This is a genomic window from Williamsia sp. M5A3_1d (assembly GCF_053345315.1).
The window spans coordinates 558,618-574,821 of the sequence record NZ_JBKEZX010000001.1 but is presented as its reverse complement, the minus strand read 5'-3'; the positions used below and the strand labels follow the sequence as shown (position 1 = coordinate 574,821).

The window sequence follows — 16,204 nt, the reverse complement described above, 5'->3', positions numbered from 1 at the left end:
ACTCAGCCCATCGGATCGACGGACGCGGCCCCCACCGGGCGCACCGGGTCGACACCGCCCCAGTGGACGCACGTCCACGCGTTGTCGCGTCGGACGAGTTCGATCGATCCGGTGTTGGGCAGCCCGTTCTCGAGCGCGAAAACGGGGTCGACGCCGGAGAGGTGGGCGGCGATCAGACGGATTGCCGCGCCGTGGCTCACCACGTACACGTCGCCACGCATATCGGCGTGCGTGGCGTGCAGTGATTCGATCACCGGGACGTACCTGCCCAGCAGGTCGTCGAAGCTCTCACTGTTGCCGACGCGCCTGTCGGTCTGGCCGGCGAACCAGTCGGCGATCAGGTCACGGAAGGCACGCACCGAGTCGTCGTCGTTGCGATCCTCGAGGTCACCGACCTGCACCTCGTGCAGATCGTCGACCGCCCGGGCCTCGACACCCCACACCGAGCCGATGAGCTCGGCGGTCTCCCGTGCGCGTCGGGCGACAGAGCTGTAGAGCGCGGCCGGTGCGACATCGGGGCGTTCGAGCGCGAACCGAACTGCCTGGCGCGCACCGAAGTCGGTGAGCCCCGCGCCCGGCGGCCGGGTGTCGAGACGCGCCATCACGTTCGAGGTCGTCTGACCGTGACGCACCAGGTGAAGTGATCCCATCAGCGATCACCCCGGCGCAACGCCTCGACCCAGCGCAGCGAGTCGGAGTGGTCGGGTGAGGCCGCGCCGGTCGCGCGTTCGGCGACCCACGAACCCAGGAAGGTGACCTTCTCGGCGAAGGCATGCAGTCCTGCCAACGCATGTCCCATCAGTGGATCGTCGATGTGACCGGAGGCGTCGAGGAAGAAGTGGTAGCCGGCGGTGTGGCGCCGCGGACGCGACTCGATACGCATCAGATCGATGTCACGCGTGGCGAATTCACTCATCGCGCGCACGAGGGAGCCCGGCACGTCGGGCAGGTTGAGGATGACCGCGGTCCGATCGCGGCCGGTGCGTTCCGGCACAGGTGCCGGGCGTCCGATCAACACGAAGCGTGTGGTGGCGTCGGCCGCGTCGGCGACATCCTCGGCGAGCGCCACGAGGCCGTGATTGCGGGCGGCCAGAGCTGTGGTCAGCGCGGCGTCAGCACGCCCGGCCGCGACGTCGGCGGCAGCCGCGGCGTTCGAGGAGGACGGTATGACCGTCGCCGACGGGAACAGCCGTCGCAGACTCTCGCGGGTCTGGCCCTCGGCGACGGGGTATGCGGCGATCGTGCTGACGTCTCCACGGCTGGTTCCGGACGTCGCGGCGACGGTGAAGGCGATGTCGAGGACGGTCTCGGCCAGGATCTGCACGCCGTCACCGGCGGCCAGTGCGTCCATGGTCGCGGGAACTCCGCCCTCCACCGAGCTCTCCATCGGGACGCAACCGTGGTCGGCGGCACCCGATCGGACCGCTTCGATGACATCGCCCGGACTCCCCTGGGCCGAACGTGCAGGGGCAACCCAGCCGACGCGGTCGATCAGCCGATCGAGAGCCATCTCGGTGAACGTGCCCGTCGGGCCGAAATAGGCCACCGCGCCGGATGGCTCGGGCAGCAGCTCACGACGGTCGGACACAGCGTCGAGCGTAGTCCACACCGCCAGCCCGATCCGGCGCGCCGTACAGATGCGCGACAGCAGCTCATGCCGACTGTGCGGAAACGTTCGTCGAGTGTGCTCACCGCACGACGTGACCCGGCAGCGCAGCAACGCACACTCGGCGACCGGCTTCCGCACCGTCAGCGGTAGTAGAACGCCACCATCCACGCGAAATACACGATCGTCCAACAACATTCACTGAAATCAACCACCCAAACCTCGAACATCCGTGCTAGGATAAATGTACAGATACACCTGGGGAGGGGGCAGCCCGATGAACGACATCCAATCGGATTACGCTGCCCTGGAACAGATTGTGGACAGAATCCTTATCTCCGACTCCGCCTCGTGCACCGAGGAGGAGGTCGCGGATCTCGCCATCCGCAACGAGCGCATCACCCGCAAACTCGAGGCCGCCGGCAACCGCAGGATTCTCGACGTCTCCGACCGCGACGCCCACCGCGCCGTCGGGTGTGTGAACCTGGCCGAGTTCCTGCGGACGAAACTGCGCGTGACGCAACTGAAGAAGCGGCTCAAAGAAGTGCAGGCCCTCGAACCGATGCACGCCATGACCGGTGAGAAGCTCCCGCCGGTGTGCCCGAACATGGCACGCGAGTTGGCGGCCGGTGCGATCGGCGCTGACCATGTCCACGCCGTGTTGGATGTGATGGGCAAGATCCCCACCGCGGTCGAACCTGAGCATCGGGCGTACGCGGAGCAGACCCTCGCCGAGTTCGCGACCACACTCACACCGAAAGAGATCGCCGCGGCCGGTGTGCGCATCCTGGCGCATCTCGACCCCGACGGCCGTTTGACTGACGACCGCGATCGCGCACGGAATCGGAAACTGTCGCTGGGGTGCCAGGACTCGCAGTTGATGTCGAAGCTGACCGCCACGTTGGACCCGACCACGCGAGCTCTGTTTGATGTGGTGCTCGCGAAGTGGGCCGCACCGGGCATGAACAATCCCGATGACGACAAGTCACCTCACGGCGACGGCAGCGAGATCAGCAGCGATGTACTGCGGGAGGCGGCGGATCGGGAATGCTGCTCGCAGAGCCAACGCAACCACGACGCCTTCAAGGCGGTGCGCTTCGTGCGCCGACCGTGCCACAAAGTGACATCGAGCGTGCTCCGTACGGAGGCCAGATGTGCGTTCGGAGTGGCACGCTCGATGTCACTTTGTGGCACGGTCGGCGGAAGTTCGACGTCTCCGACGCCCAGACGCATCTCGCGGTGTTCAGCGACGTCACGAATGAGCCCTTGTTCTTCGGCCGCACCCGCCGCCTCGCGTCCCAGGCACAACGGCTGATGGCCTTCGCGCAGTACCGCGGTTGCAGCAAGGACGATTGCGGTGTCCCGTTCGCCCACACCGAGATGCACCACGCCGAAAACGACTGGGCTGACGGTGGTCTCACCGACTCCACCAACCTGGCGCCGGCATGCGGACCACACAACCGGGCCGTCGGAACCGAACCGCACCAATGGTCCACGGAGAAGATCACCGACGGCCCAGACAAGGGCCGCTACGGCACTGCGAGAGCCAACCACCTACACCGGATCGACGAGCTCCTCCGACGCCACCTCGCTCATGGGGGCGAGGAGTCGCGCGCGGAATCGCGCGACCCGTCACCTCCCGGTCGCACTGACGTCGTGTGGCCCCCGGCGCACAGCACGTACGCGGCCTGAGTCTCGCCTGTTCGGGGAATCCGTGTTGCCGGTCGCCGCCGTCCAGTTTAGGTTAGGGTTACCTTAATCTCGTCTCGACGAACCGCCGCCAGAGAAGGACCCGCCATGGCAACCACCGTGACCGACCGCCCGACCGATGCCGAGGCGATCCGCACCGCCTGTATGCGCGTGACCGCGGCGATGGTCGCCATCGAGGGCGCCGAACCGTCGCCGGTGACGATGGTGCACCTCTTCGACGGACAGGCATTTGTCCTCATCGGATCCGACACCGACGCCATGGCCGCCACGCGCGCCGGTTCCGACGGCGTTCCCGCGATGATCGAGGTCACCGACTGTGCGCCGATCGAACTCCGCGAACGGGTGCGGTCGCTGATCTGGCTCAACGGGGTGTTGCATCGGGTACCCGCCGACCTCGAGCGCGACCTCGCGTTGGAGATCGCCCTCGAGCACCCCGCCGACGAGCTGCTCGACCTGGGGCACGGCTACTCCATGCTGCGGCTGCAGCTCACCGGCGCGGTCATCGCGACCTCGACGGGAGCGGCCGCGGTGGCCGCCGATGAGCTGACCCGCGCCACACCCGATCCGTTCTGGCAGTACGAGGCCGACTGGATCGCCCACCTCGACTCCGACCACTCCGACGTGATCGAGCAGCTCGGACGCCGCCTACCGGCGCACCTGCGCACCGGTCGCGTACGCCCGCTCGGCATCGATCGCTGGGGCATCCGTTTCCGCGTCGAGGGCGAGACCGGCGACCTCGACACGCGGCTGTCGTTCGACCGCCCCGTCACCGACGTGATGGCGCTGTCACGAGCCCTGCGCGCGCTCGCCGGTTGCCCCTACCTCAACAGCATCACCGACTGACCACAGGCGGCATCTCTATCGTGGCGAGGTGCCCTCACCCATCCGCGCGCTGCTGACCCCGGTGCGACCCGGCGACATCACGGTGGTCACCGACCGCACACAGCGCCGGCTCATCGGCGCCGAGATCAGCATCGTCGTCATCCTCACCTTCGGCCTCTCCGGCGCGTACTCGGCGCTGTCGTTGCTCGAGGCCGAGGTGCGCTCGGGAGGGATCGGCAACAGCACGGTCGCGCTCAACCAGTCGACGTCGACGATCGACTACATCGACCTCGCCCGCCAACTGCTCGCCGCCACACGCCTGTTCGCCATCGCCGCCCTGGCCGCGTACCTCCTCTACCGCGGTGGGGTGGCCCTGCACCGGGCCGGGATCACGCGCCGACCGACCCGCCGCGACGCTGCCTGGGGCCTGGCCCTCGCCGCAGGGATCGGACTACCCGGGCTGGGGCTCTATCTGGTGGCACGCGAACTCGGCGTCAACGCCCAGGTGCTGCCCAGCGACCTCACCGAGACGTGGTGGCGGCTACCGGTCCTGGTGATCTCGGCCGCCGGCAACGCCGGCGCCGAGGAAGTTCTCGTGGTCGCCTACCTGATCACCCGGCTGCGCCAGCTCGGGTGGGGAGAGAACCGGTCGCTGCTGGCGTCGGCGCTGCTGCGGGGCAGCTATCACCTCTATCAGGGCTTCGGCGGCGGCCTCGGCAACGTGGTGATGGGCCTGGTCTACGGCCGCTTTTTCCAGCTGACGTCCCGCACATGGCCACTGGTGATCGGCCACGCGCTCATCGACACCGTCGCGTTCGTCGGATACGCACTCCTCCGGGACCATCTGACTTGGCTGCAGTGACCGCCCCGACGCCGTCCGGCTCCGTACAGTCGTGCCTGTGAGCGACCAGGAGGGGCCTTTCATACGACGGCCCCGCGAACCGGGCGGGCCCCGACGCGGAGACGGCGGCGGTGACCGACCGCCGCCGCGCGCCTGGTCGGAGGCACCGAGCCAGCCCCCGCGGCCGGCCGCACCACGTCCGGATCCCGCACGGGGTGTCGACGGCTACGCACCTCCCCAGAAACCCGAGCCGTTCCGCGACGCCCCACCGCGCCGAGGCGGGCCACCACCCCCGCCTCCCCCACGCGGTCGCACACCGGCGGACGCCCAGGGATTCCGGCGGGACCCTCGACTCGACCGACCCGACCGTCTCGGCCCACCCGGTCCCCCGCGAAACCGGCGACCCGAGCGTCCGGTGGGCCCGCCTCCACGACCGCCCCGACGGCGCCGTCTGCGTCGCCCTCGCATCGGCCGCACCCTGCTCGCGCTGCTGCTCGTCATCGTGGTCGCGCTGGTGGGACTCACCTTCTACTACGACTCGAAACTCAACCGGGTCGATGCACTGAGCTCGTACCCCGGCCGCGTCCGCGACACCCCGGGCACCAATTGGCTTCTGGTGGGCTCGGATTCACGCGCCGGGCTCACCGAGCAGCAGAAGCGCAACCTCAGCACGGGCGACGTCGACGGCGATCTCGGTCGCACCGACACCATGATGCTGGTGCACATCCCGAACAGTGGGAAGGCGACCATCGTCAGCATCCCGCGCGACCTGTTCGTCCCGATCCCCGGTCAGGGCTCCTACAAGATCAACGCCGCCTTCACCTTCGGCGGGCCGAAGCTGCTCGTGCAGACCATCGAGACGTTCACCCGCGTGCACATCGATCACTACGCCGAGATCGGTTTCGGCGGCTTCGACACCCTCGTCGACTCGGTGGGCGGGGTGAACATCTGCCTCGATCAGCCGTTGCGTGATCCCAAGGCAGGACTGAACCTGCGTGCCGGTTGCCAGGATCTGAACGGGCGCCAGGCGTTGGGGCTGGTGCGCACCCGAGCCTTCCCGAACGCCGACCTCGAACGCGTGGTGAACCAGCGCAAGTTCCTGACCGCACTGATGTCGAAAGCGGCGAGCTTCTCGACCATCGCCAACCCGTTCCGGTTGTTCCCCTTCGTCAGCGGCACCGTCTCGACACTCACCGTCGACAACGGCGACCACATCTGGAATCTCGCGATGTTGGGGTGGGCGCTGCGCGGCGGGCCGGTGACGACCACCACACCCACGGGCGGCTCGGAGAGCACCGACGACGGCGACGCACTGGCCCCCGACGACGACACCACGGCCTTCTTCGACCTGATCGCGAAGGATTCACCGATCCCGCAGAACCTCTTGAGTACCAACGGCGGCGCCATCAGCTGACGGCCGGGAAGTGCATCCTCAGTAAGGGTGAACTGGGATGACAGGCCAATTCGGACAGCCTAGTCTCGTCGCCATGTCCGTCACCACACGCTCAGCAGCGAGCCCCGTCTCCGCCTTCCACCAGCTCCTCGCCGAGCAGATCGCCCACGAGTTCGCCGCATCGCAGCAGTACATCGCGCTCGCCTCGTTCTACGCCAACGAGGATCTCCCGCAGCTGGCGAAGCACTTCTACGGCCAGTCGGTCGAGGAGCGCAACCACGCGATGATGATCGTGCAGTACTTCCTCGATCGCGACATGGCCGTGGAGGTTCCCGGGATCGCCGCTCCGCAAAGCCATTTCGGCGACTTCCGCGAGCCGATCAAGCTGGCACTGCACCAGGAGCAGACGGTCACCGATCAGATCATCGCGCTGGCCAAGACCGCACGCGACGAGGGCGACTACCTCGGCGAGCAGTTCATGCAGTGGTTCCTCAAGGAGCAGGTGGAGGAGGTCGCGGTGATGACGACGCTGCAGACCGTCGCCGAGCGCGCCAACGGCAACACCTTCGATCTCGAGAACTTCGTGGAGCGTGAGCTCAACGTCGCGGCCGAGGCCGACGCGACCGCACCCTCGATCGCCGGCGGCGCGATCTGAGCTAGCCGCTCCGCAAAGCTTCGACGATCGCAGCGACCCTTCGCTCGCGGGTCGCTTCCTGCTTCGCGTCGACGACCGCGCGGGCGTGCTCCTTGCGACGCGATGGCGCCAGCGCGTCGAACGCCGCGCGGACAGCAGGGTCGGCGTCGAGAGCCGTGGCCAGCGCGGGCGGGACCTCGACCTCACGGGGGCCGTCGTCGAGTTCGATCGCCACATCGACGGTGTCGCCGGCCTCCACCCCGAGTCGGGTACGCACTGCCTTGTTCAAGCCCAGCAGATTCTCCCCGCCCATCCGCCCGATACGACCGGCGATCGTGATGCCGCCGATCGTGAAACGCACCGGCGGCGTCTTCGTGCCGCCGAACGAGGCGACCTCCTCGTCGGTCAACACGATCGCTGCGGCCGGGCCCCGCTTCTGCAGGATCACCGTGCGCCGCAACCCCTTACCGGTCACCGCAGGGTGACCTGTCGGCCGCGGATGCCGTCGCGTGAGCGGCGCTGCTCGCCGGTCAATTCGCCGGTCTGGGCCAGCGCCTCGGCGAGGTCGGTCTCGAAGCGGGCGCACGGGGCGGTCCACTCCTCGTGGTGCATCTCGTTGTCGAGGTCGAACACCGGCACCAGCAGGCCGTGGGTGCGGAACGAGCCCGCGAACTTCGAGCCCTCACCGAGGGTGAGCTTGCCCGCCGCGTGCAGCCGCGCCAACGCGGTCATCACGTCGTCCTCGGCCTCGGGGCGCACCCATCGGACGTGGGCCCGCTCGCCGGCGTCCACCCACCAGGGGGCGCCGGAGAGGTTCTCGCCGACGATGCGGGCGGTCGGGAGGATCGATTCCGACGCCTGCTCGATCATCGCGGCGATGTCCGGCGAGATGTCGGCGGAATCGGCGAACCACCACGAGAAGTCGTCGTGCAGCGTGATGTCGAGGGTGGTGTCGGCGCCGAGGGTGGCGGCGAGATCGGCCTCCCCGTCGACGTCGTCGTCCTGTGGTCTCGGCTCGTAGGGGGCGCCGGCCTCGGCGCGGCTCGCCCACCGCAGCGCATGCGCGAGCTCACCGGGGATGTCGTCACCCTCGAACTCGGTCTGCAGGGCCACCAGACCCTCGACCGATCCACCGATGTCGCGGGTCAGTGCCTGCACCGCTCCGGGCAGGATCGTCGCGAGCGACACCGCATTGGTCCCCGACTCACCGTGCACGGTGACCGACGCCGTCGCCGACGCGACGAACGCGCGCAGCGCGACGATGTCGCATTCGGCGGTGAGACCCGCGAACGGCCGCGCCGGCGCAGCCAGTGCCTCCGCCTGTCGCGCCTTGCGGGCGGCTACCCGCTCGGCTCGGTCACTGCCGGGACGCCCGGTTCCGCGCTTGCTCTTCTTGGCCATGGGTTCAGAATCTATTACCCCGGGCACGTGGGGTTCAGCGGCGCCCCGGCTCGAGCCACTCCCGCACCCGCCCGGGGTGGTTGGTGGCGAGGAAATCGACTCCGATCCGTGCGCAGTGGGTGACGTCGGCGTACTCGTCGACGGTCCAGCAGTAGGTCGCCCGACCCGACGCCGCAGCGCGGTCGACGGCGTCGGGATGATCGCGCAGCGTCACGATCGACGGTCCGATCCCGGTGGCGCCCACGGCCGTCGCCGCACTCCCGCCGAGGAGCCGCGCGGTCTCGCCCAGCAGGATGGTCGGCAGCATCGGCGCATTGCGACGCACGCGCCACACCGCGGCCGGGGAGAACGAGATGACCACGGCGCGACTGTGATCGGCCGATGCCGGTGCCGCCACACCGAATCGGTGCAGCTCGGCGAGCAGGAGTTGTTCGACGAGCGCGCCGTAGCGCACGGGATGTTTGGTCTCGATGAACAGCCGCACCGGGTCGGGCCAGTCGAGGGTGAGCGTGAGCAGCTCGGCCAACGTCAGCACCGAGGACGGCTCCCCACGTGCGTGCCAGCTGCCGAAGTCGAGCTCACGCAGCTGCGCGAGCGTCATCTCGCTCACCACACCGGTTCCCGACGACGTGCGGTCGACGGTGCGGTCGTGCACACACACGAGCTGGTGGTCGCGGGTCAGCCGCACATCGCATTCGAGACCTTCGGCGCCCTGGGCCAGCGCCAGCTCATACGCGGCGAGAGTGTGTTCGGGACGATCGGCAGACGCGCCCCGGTGCGCCACGACGGCCGGGCGACGTTGCCTACGGATCCGCGAGACCTCCGCGAGGTCGTCGGTCATCTGCGCGTCGGGTGGGATCGCCTCGAGATCGTCGGATTCGGGGTCCCCCGGCTCACGATCACCGGGCAGGGGCATCGGGCCGCTCATGCCGCGAGCCATCGGGTGGACGGTTCGGGACGTGCGTCGGCGTCGAACGCCCGGATCAGCAGCCGGGCCGACACGATCGCGAACGCCGCGCCGGCGAGATCGCAGACGACGGTGAGGAGCACCGCGTTCGCGCCCCACTGGATCGAGTCCGACGAGTAGCGGATCACGAGCGTGCCGATCGCCAGCGCCGACAACGCAGCCCAGGCCGCCCACCACAGCCGCAGCACCTGCATCACCCGGTCGGCGGGCAACCCGTGATGACATCTCGCGAGTTCGTGGAGGAAGACCGCCGGAGCGACGATGTTGACCACCGGCACGAGACAGCCGACCACCAACTGCCAGGTCGGTCGGGGGTCGAGGCGGTCGTGGGCGGCGAAGGCCTCGGCGCGGCGTCGTCGCAACCACGCGGTGAACGACAGCAGACTCACGATCACCATCACGATCGACACCACACCGAGTGCCCAGGTGATGGCGTAGGCCCACCCGGCGGTCGTGGCACCCACCGGTGCGGTGCGGTTGCGGATCAGGAGGGCATAGATCCAGGCCTCGGCGAGCGCCGCGATCAGCAGGACCGATCCGGTCGCCTGCAGCAGCGGCGTCAACGATCCGGCGAGGCGCTCTGCGCGTGAGGGCTTCGGCTCCTCGGGCGGGGTGATGACATCGACGAGTCCCCACCGCGGCGGCACGGCGTAGCGAGGGGTGGGTCCGAGTCCCACCGGTCGGGGCCTACGTGGTGCGGGACGCGCCTCGGGCGGCCGACGGGCCTCCCAGCGGATGCTCGGGTTGCGCCGCGGGGTCGGCGTGGGGCGTGGTCGCGGCGGCAACGGGTTCGAGACGGTGCGGGGCGGGATCTGATCGAGGCTGTCGAGGACCATCAGTCGGCCGCCGCAGCGGGGGCATCCCGTACGGCGCGGATCGTGCGGCGCCTGGATGCGATCACGGGGGCAGAAATCGATCACGGCAGGCCGATCCGAGAACCCGACCGCCGGTGCACACCCACGTGTCCCATGGTGGCACGTCGGGACCGAGCGATGTCGGCGACCGAATTTGTCCACAGGCTGTGCACAGGCGCAGCCGCTGGTCGCGTGCGCGAAGTCTGCAATCGGGTCTTCAGAACCGCGGACAAAATCGTGCCATCTGCACGAAAATCGTGACCTGGCTCACGTCGAAGTGCACAGAACGGCCAGTTGTCCACAGTTTCCACAACCTCATCCACAGCTTGAGGGTCGTCGAGAACATGCCCGGGCCTGCGGGGAAAGGTCACCCCTGTGGATGGATTTCCTCACGCGCGTACCTATTCACAGGCTGAGTCAGAGGCCGAAGGCGGACCATCGTGATCGTTTCTCGGCCGCTGACAGCGCGCCGGTCACCACCCCGTCGACCATGCCGTCGATGGTGGCCGCGGCCCCGACCTGTCCACCGGTCAACCGCGCGAGCAGCGGCTTGGGTGGGGTGATCACCTCGACGTCGGCGTCGGGGTACCGCTCGGCGATCACCGACCGCAGCACACCCACCGCGTCGACGAGCCCCACGTCGACCGCCTTGCGTCCGATCCAGACGTCTCCGTTGAACAGCGTCGCGTCGTCGCCCTGCAGTTTCGGGCCGCGACGCTGCCGCACCCAGGCGATGAACGCGGCGTGCAGATCGCCCTGGATCCCGGCGAGCCACGCCACGTCCTCCTCCTTCTCCGGCGAGAAGGTGTCGAGGCGGGCCTTGTTCGCGCCCGCGGTGTAGATGCGGCGCTCGAGGCCGACGCGGTCGATCAGTTCGGTCGCCCCGAAGCCCGACGACACCACGCCGATCGACCCGACCATCGACGTCCGGGCGGCGAAGATCTCGTCGGCGGCGCAGGCGATCCAGTAGCCACCCGACGCCGCGACGTCCTCGCAGAACGCCAACACCCGGACACCGTTCTCCGAGGCGAGCTGGCGGATCCGTTCGGCGATGTACTCCGATTGGGCGGGCGAACCCCCGGGCGAGTTGATCACCAGCACCACCGCCTTCACGCGGTCTCCGGTGAACGCGCGCTTGAGCACGCCCTCGACACCGTCGGCGGTGATGCCACCACGACCGACACCCACCGATCCGATGTGGCCCTCGAGCCGCACCACCGCGACACGATCGCCCTGCGGCGGCCGCAGGCGGCGCAGCAACCGGGGGAGGCACCGATCGGTCATCGTCGGTGTCCGCCGGGCGCCTGTGTACCGCTCCCACCAGTGCTGTCCATGAGAGCCACTGTAGGGGGCATGCTGGGGTGATGGAGACGTGCATTTTCACCGAGCCCCAGCAGGGTGCCACCTACGACGAACTGCTCGCGGTGGCCACCACCGCCGAGTCGGCCGGGTTCACCGGCTTCTTCCGATCCGACCACTACCTGGCGATGAACGTGCCCGACGGGGTCGGGCCCAGCGATGCATGGATCACCCTCGCGGGCATCGCCCGGGAGACCAGCACCGTCCGCCTGGGGACGCTGGTCACCTCGGCGACCTTCCGGCTCCCCGGCCCGACGGCCATCTCGGTCGCGCAGGTCGACGCGATGTCGGGTGGCCGCATCGAGTTCGGGATCGGGGCGGGCTGGTACGCCGAGGAGCACTCGGCCTACGGCATCCCGTTCCCCGCCCTCGGCGAGCGGTTCGATCGTCTCGAGGAGTACCTGACGATCGTGACCGGCCTGTGGGCCACGCCGGTCGGCGACCGGTTCACCTTCGACGGCAAGCACTACCAGCTCACCGAGTCGCCCGCGCTGCCCAAGCCGACGCAGCAGCCCGGTCCGCCGATCATCATCGGCGGTTCGGGCAAGAAGCGGACGCCTGCGCTCGCGGCGCGGTTCGCCGCCGAGTTCAACACGCCGTTCATGACCGCGGCCGACGCCGCCCCGCTGCACCGTCGCATCGACGAGACCTGCGCGACGGTCGAGCGATCGGCGCCCATCTCGCACTCGGCGGCGCAGGTGCTGTGCTGTGGTCGCGACGACGCCGAGGTCGCACGCCGGGCGGAGGCGATCGGACGCGACGTCGACGAGCTGCGGGCATCCGGACTCGCCGGGACCCCCGCACAGATCGTCGACACCATCGGCGGGTTCGCCGACATCGGCGTGACACGTATGTACCTGCAGACGCTGGATCTCTCCGATCTCGACCACCTCGAACTCGTGGCCGCACAGGTACTCCCCCAGTTGTGACACGCGTCATGCCACACTGATCGGCATGTCCGCCGGGCCGACCATCGACGAGTTCCGTTCCGTGATCGGCGCGGCCACGCACCGGTTGTCGGCGTCGTCGCGTACCGCCGGTCTCACCGCGCTCGTGCCGACATGTCCCGAGTGGACGGTCGCCGATCTCGTGGCGCACCAGGGGATGGTGCACCGATGGGCGCAAGCACAGATCCTGGGCATCGATGCGCCGTTCGCATCGGAGTCCGACGTCCTCGACCGCGTGGCGCCGGCCGACCTCTATGACTGGCTCGACGCCGGCGCACAGGAGTTGCTCGATTCGCTCGCTGCGGCCGATCCCGACGTCGCGGCATGGGTGTTCATGGAGACCGGCCGGACCCCGCTCGAGTTCTGGACCCGCCGCCAGGCCCACGAGACCACCATCCACGCCGTCGATGCCGTTGCCGCCGAACACGGTTCGCTGCCGAGCGCCGCGGACCTGGGCATCGATCCCGTCCTCGCCGCCGACGGACTCGACGAGTTGCTGGTCCGGTTCGCCCCTCGCGGCCGGTCGAAGCTGTACGACGGCGAGCTGCTGACGATCGGCGTCGAGACGACGGACACCGACGACGCCTGGACCCTCTCGGTGTCGGCGGAGGCGCTCACCGTCACCGAGGGCGTACCGGAGTCGCCGGCCGCACGATGGCGGGGCAGCGCCGCCGTCCTCTATCTCGGGCTGTGGAATCGCGGCGACGAGATCGACGTGTCCGGCGACGCAACCACCCTCGAGCGGTGGCGCGCCCGGCATCGGGTGCGCTGATGGCTGTCGCCGAGGTGCGCTGGCTGTCGGCCGTGTTGGACTTCCCCGCCGACGAGTTCGGTGACGAGGTCACGTTCTGGCGCGCGATCGCCGGCAGCACCGTCTCACCGCCGCGCGGCGACAAGCGACAGTTCGCGTCGCTCGAGCCGTTCAACGGCGATCCACACCTGCTGGTCCAGCGGATCGATCACGGTGTCGGCGGGGTGCACCTCGATCTCGCGGTCGACGACATCGTCGCCTCCGCCGCCGGCGCCCAGGAGATCGGCGCAGCCGTCGTCTCGTGGGCCGATGACTGCATCACCATGACCTCGCCGGCGGGGTTCGTGTTCTGCCTGGTGGTGTGGCAGGGCCAGAGCCGCAAGTCGCGACCCATCCGATGGCCCGGCGACACCATCAGCATCATCGACCAGGTGTCGATCGACATCCCCGCGCGACGGTTCGATCGCGAGTGCGCGTTCTGGGAGGCGTTGACCGGCTGGGAGGTCGTCGGCGGTGGCCGACCGGAGTTCCGTCACCTGGTCCGGCCGAAGCATCTCGCCGTGCGGATCCTGTTGCAGTCGACCCATTCCGGGGCCATCGCCGGTCACGTCGACCTCGCCAGCACCCATCCCGCCGAAGAGGTCGCCCGGCACGAGGACTGGGGCGCCGAGGTCGTCGCCGACCACGGAGACTGGACCGTGATGGCCGACCCCACCGGGCGGCCGTACTGCATCACCGCACGCAACCCCCGGACCGGCGAACTGCCTTCGTGACCGCGGCGCGCGAGCAGATCGCCGAAGCTGTCGAGGAGGCAGCCGAGCGGAGTGGATTCACACTCGACGTCGATCAGCGCCTGCTCCTCGGCCACCTCGCGGACGTGTCCACGCAGAAGGCGCGAAGACGACGTTCGGCAGATCTTTTCGGCACCTACGTCCACGGACCTCCGGGGCGGGGCAAGTCGTGGATCGCGAACGCAGTCTTCGAGGCCGCACCCGGACCGAAGACACGAGCGCACTCGCACGAGTTCTTTCAACGCTTGCACGCGCGTGTCCATCGCGAGCAGAACAAGTTCCGGGCGGTTGATCGCGCATTCGGCGACATCATCGGTTCGGGTGGGCTGTTCGTGTTCGACGAGTTGCACATTCACGATCCCGGCGATGCCCGATTGTTCACCCGACTTCTCGAGCATGTCCTGAATCACGACTCAACGCTCATCGTGACCTCGAACTATGCCCCGAATGACTTGCTGCCGAACCCGGTGTGGCACCACACCATGGAGGACGGGATCGCCCTGATCACTGGGAACCTCGCGATCCACCATCTGTCCAGCGCCGTCGACTACCGCACCAAGCACCGGCCGGGCCTCGGGGGCTTCTCGGCCGGAGCGTGGATCTCATCATCCTCCGACGATGGCTTTGCGCGGACGAACTCCACATCCCTCCGCCTCGGCGGACGCACATTCCAGGCGGTCACCACCGACGATGACCATCTGACGATCACCTTCGAGCAGATCTGCGGTTCACCGCTGTCGACCATCGAGTACGTCCACTGGGCAAAGACTTTCCAGCGGTGGACAATCCTCGATATACCGCGGTTCGGCGCGATGGGATCCGAATCTCAGCAGCGGTTCATCAATCTGATCGACATCCTCGTCGACCGCGATGTGCGCACGACATTTTGTTCCGTTCACACCATCGACGAATTCCTCACATCTGCGGTCACCATGCGGCCCGACGCCTCCAGAATGGCCAGCCGGATGCAGCTGTTGCACCTCGACGAATGAGAACCGCGTTCCGCGGAACGCGGTTTTCCCGGGTTATGGTCGGCCGGTGGGAGAACAGGCCGACCGGTTATCGAGCGGCGAGTGGTACCTCGATGATGACGACCTTCGCGAACAACGGCGGCGGTGTGCCGAGTTGCTCGACGAGTTCCATGCCGCCCGCGGTTCCGATGACGGCAGCCGAGACCGTGTGATCCGCCTCCTCGCAGGAGCGGTCGGCGCCGAAGTCGTGATCGTCCCCCGGTTCTCCTGTAGTTACGGCTCGCAGATCACACTGGGCGACAACGTGTTCGTGAACGGCCACGCCTTCTTCATGGACGATGCGCCCATCACGCTCGGCGCGAATGTTCGCGTCGGGCCGGGCGCGACCCTCGTCACCGCCCTTCACCCCGTGGACGACCACGCTCGTCGCCGACAGGGCTGGGAACGTGCTGCACCGATCGCCATCGGCGAGAACTCCTGGCTGGCGGCCTCGGTAACCGTCTGTCCCGGAGTCACCATCGGTCGGAACGCCGTCATCGGCGCCGGCAGTGTTGTGGTGTCCGACATCCCCGACAACGCGGTCGCCGTGGGCTCGCCCGCCAGGGTCGTACGACTCACCAATCCCGAAGGCGGACTCGAACAGCGCTGACGGCGATCTAGTGTGACGTCATGGCGATCTCCGACGACGATGTCCTCCATCTGCGCCGCTGCGTCGAGTTGGCCCGCGACGCGCTGATCGCGGGCGACGAGCCGTTCGGTTCGGTGCTGGTCGATGCCGGGGGTCGCCGGATCTTCGAGGACCGCAATCGGGTCGGCGGTGGCGACGCGACGCGCCATCCGGAACTCGCGATCGCACTCTGGGCGGTCGAGAACATGGAGCCCGACGACCGGGCCCGGTCATCGGTGTACACCTCCGGCGAGCACTGTCCGATGTGCGCGGCCGCGCACGCGTGGGTCGGGCTCGGTCGCATCGTCTACGCGGTGTCGTCCGCGCAGCTCACCGGCTGGCTGCGGGAATGGGGTGCGCCCGCGTCACCGGTGGCGCCGCTCGCGATCGAGGCCGTCGCGCCGCATCTGCCCGTCGAGGGTCCCGTGGAGATGTTCGCCGCCGAGATGGCCAGGTTGCACCGCGAGGCGAACGCCTAAGAACTCGCGGT

19 protein-coding genes are annotated in these 16,204 nt (G+C 68.6%); 12 read left to right on the top strand and 7 right to left on the bottom strand.

Going from position 1 to position 16,204, the window contains the following annotated elements; all coding sequences use genetic code 11:
- Positions 1-2: 2 nt before the first annotated feature.
- Both ACLBW1_RS02890 and pheA read right to left on the bottom strand, forming a co-directional pair.
- Complete coding sequence (locus ACLBW1_RS02890) at positions 3-650, bottom strand: histidine phosphatase family protein (protein ID WP_447809975.1); 648 nt, start codon at positions 648-650, stop codon at positions 3-5.
- Positions 650-1,588, bottom strand: a complete 939-nt coding sequence (gene pheA / locus ACLBW1_RS02885) for a prephenate dehydratase (protein WP_447809974.1) — start codon at positions 1,586-1,588, stop codon at positions 650-652. Before pheA ends, ACLBW1_RS02890 begins: the two co-directional genes overlap by 1 nt.
- A gap of 295 nt (positions 1,589-1,883) precedes the next feature.
- Between pheA and ACLBW1_RS02880 the strand changes: the two genes are divergently transcribed.
- The 6 genes from ACLBW1_RS02880 (at position 1,884) to ACLBW1_RS02855 (ending at position 7,027) form a co-directional block, all read left to right on the top strand.
- Complete coding sequence (locus ACLBW1_RS02880) at positions 1,884-2,921, top strand: DUF222 domain-containing protein (RefSeq protein WP_447809972.1); 1,038 nt, start codon at positions 1,884-1,886, stop codon at positions 2,919-2,921.
- Positions 2,921-3,298 carry an HNH endonuclease signature motif containing protein gene (locus ACLBW1_RS02875; protein ID WP_447809970.1) on the top strand — a complete coding sequence of 126 codons (378 nt, stop codon included), beginning with the start codon at positions 2,921-2,923 and terminating at the stop codon, positions 3,296-3,298. Before ACLBW1_RS02880 ends, ACLBW1_RS02875 begins: the two co-directional genes overlap by 1 nt.
- Before the next feature lie 105 nt (positions 3,299-3,403).
- On the top strand, positions 3,404-4,159 hold the full coding sequence (locus tag ACLBW1_RS02870) for a DUF2470 domain-containing protein (protein ID WP_447809969.1): 756 nt from the start codon (positions 3,404-3,406) through the stop codon (positions 4,157-4,159).
- A gap of 28 nt (positions 4,160-4,187) precedes the next feature.
- The gene (locus ACLBW1_RS02865; protein WP_447809968.1) at positions 4,188-5,000 is read left to right on the top strand and encodes a CPBP family intramembrane glutamic endopeptidase; all 813 of its coding nucleotides are present in this window, start codon (positions 4,188-4,190) and stop codon (positions 4,998-5,000) included.
- A 61-nt stretch (positions 5,001-5,061) separates the two neighbouring features.
- Complete coding sequence (locus ACLBW1_RS02860) at positions 5,062-6,393, top strand: LCP family protein (protein ID WP_447811119.1); 1,332 nt, start codon at positions 5,062-5,064, stop codon at positions 6,391-6,393.
- A 73-nt stretch (positions 6,394-6,466) separates the two neighbouring features.
- The gene (locus ACLBW1_RS02855; RefSeq protein WP_447809967.1) at positions 6,467-7,027 is read left to right on the top strand and encodes a ferritin; all 561 of its coding nucleotides are present in this window, start codon (positions 6,467-6,469) and stop codon (positions 7,025-7,027) included.
- 1 nt (position 7,028) lies between these two features.
- Here the strand turns inward: ACLBW1_RS02855 and ACLBW1_RS02850 are convergent, their stop codons facing one another.
- From ACLBW1_RS02850 to ACLBW1_RS02830, 5 genes are all read right to left on the bottom strand, one after another.
- Entirely contained in the window at positions 7,029-7,481 is a 453-nt protein-coding gene (locus ACLBW1_RS02850; RefSeq protein WP_447809965.1) for a YdeI/OmpD-associated family protein, read from the bottom strand.
- Entirely contained in the window at positions 7,478-8,407 is a 930-nt protein-coding gene (locus ACLBW1_RS02845) for a DUF5926 family protein (RefSeq protein WP_447809964.1), read from the bottom strand. The genes ACLBW1_RS02850 and ACLBW1_RS02845 overlap by 4 nt, the downstream gene beginning before the upstream one ends.
- Positions 8,408-8,441: 34 nt before the next feature.
- The gene (locus ACLBW1_RS02840; RefSeq protein WP_447811118.1) at positions 8,442-9,248 is read right to left on the bottom strand and encodes a glycerophosphodiester phosphodiesterase; all 807 of its coding nucleotides are present in this window, start codon (positions 9,246-9,248) and stop codon (positions 8,442-8,444) included.
- Positions 9,249-9,331: 83 nt separating this feature from the next.
- A complete protein-coding gene (locus tag ACLBW1_RS02835; RefSeq protein WP_447809963.1) occupies positions 9,332-10,294 on the bottom strand; it encodes a DUF4328 domain-containing protein in 963 nt (320 codons plus the stop codon).
- Positions 10,295-10,645: 351 nt separating this feature from the next.
- On the bottom strand, positions 10,646-11,512 hold the full coding sequence (locus tag ACLBW1_RS02830) for a S49 family peptidase (RefSeq protein WP_447809962.1): 867 nt from the start codon (positions 11,510-11,512) through the stop codon (positions 10,646-10,648).
- An 80-nt stretch (positions 11,513-11,592) separates the two neighbouring features.
- Here ACLBW1_RS02830 and ACLBW1_RS02825 point away from each other — a divergent pair, with 80 nt between their 5' ends.
- The 6 genes from ACLBW1_RS02825 to ACLBW1_RS02800 are packed head-to-tail and all read left to right on the top strand — an operon-like array spanning position 11,593 to position 16,193.
- Positions 11,593-12,516 carry an LLM class F420-dependent oxidoreductase gene (locus ACLBW1_RS02825; protein ID WP_447809961.1) on the top strand — a complete coding sequence of 308 codons (924 nt, stop codon included), beginning with the start codon at positions 11,593-11,595 and terminating at the stop codon, positions 12,514-12,516.
- 25 nt (positions 12,517-12,541) lie between these two features.
- Entirely contained in the window at positions 12,542-13,306 is a 765-nt protein-coding gene (locus ACLBW1_RS02820) for a maleylpyruvate isomerase family mycothiol-dependent enzyme (RefSeq protein WP_447809960.1), read from the top strand.
- Positions 13,306-14,058 carry a VOC family protein gene (locus ACLBW1_RS02815; protein WP_447811117.1) on the top strand — a complete coding sequence of 251 codons (753 nt, stop codon included), beginning with the start codon at positions 13,306-13,308 and terminating at the stop codon, positions 14,056-14,058. The genes ACLBW1_RS02820 and ACLBW1_RS02815 overlap by 1 nt, the downstream gene beginning before the upstream one ends.
- Complete coding sequence (gene zapE / locus ACLBW1_RS02810; RefSeq protein WP_447809959.1) at positions 14,055-15,068, top strand: cell division protein ZapE; 1,014 nt, start codon at positions 14,055-14,057, stop codon at positions 15,066-15,068. Before ACLBW1_RS02815 ends, zapE begins: the two co-directional genes overlap by 4 nt.
- A 46-nt stretch (positions 15,069-15,114) precedes the next feature.
- Positions 15,115-15,696 (top strand): sugar O-acetyltransferase, encoded by a 582-nt coding sequence (locus ACLBW1_RS02805; protein WP_447809958.1) that lies wholly within the window; start codon positions 15,115-15,117, stop codon positions 15,694-15,696.
- Between the two features lie 20 nt (positions 15,697-15,716).
- A complete protein-coding gene (locus ACLBW1_RS02800; RefSeq protein ID WP_447809957.1) occupies positions 15,717-16,193 on the top strand; it encodes a nucleoside deaminase in 477 nt (158 codons plus the stop codon).
- The last annotated feature ends 11 nt before the right edge of the window (positions 16,194-16,204 follow it).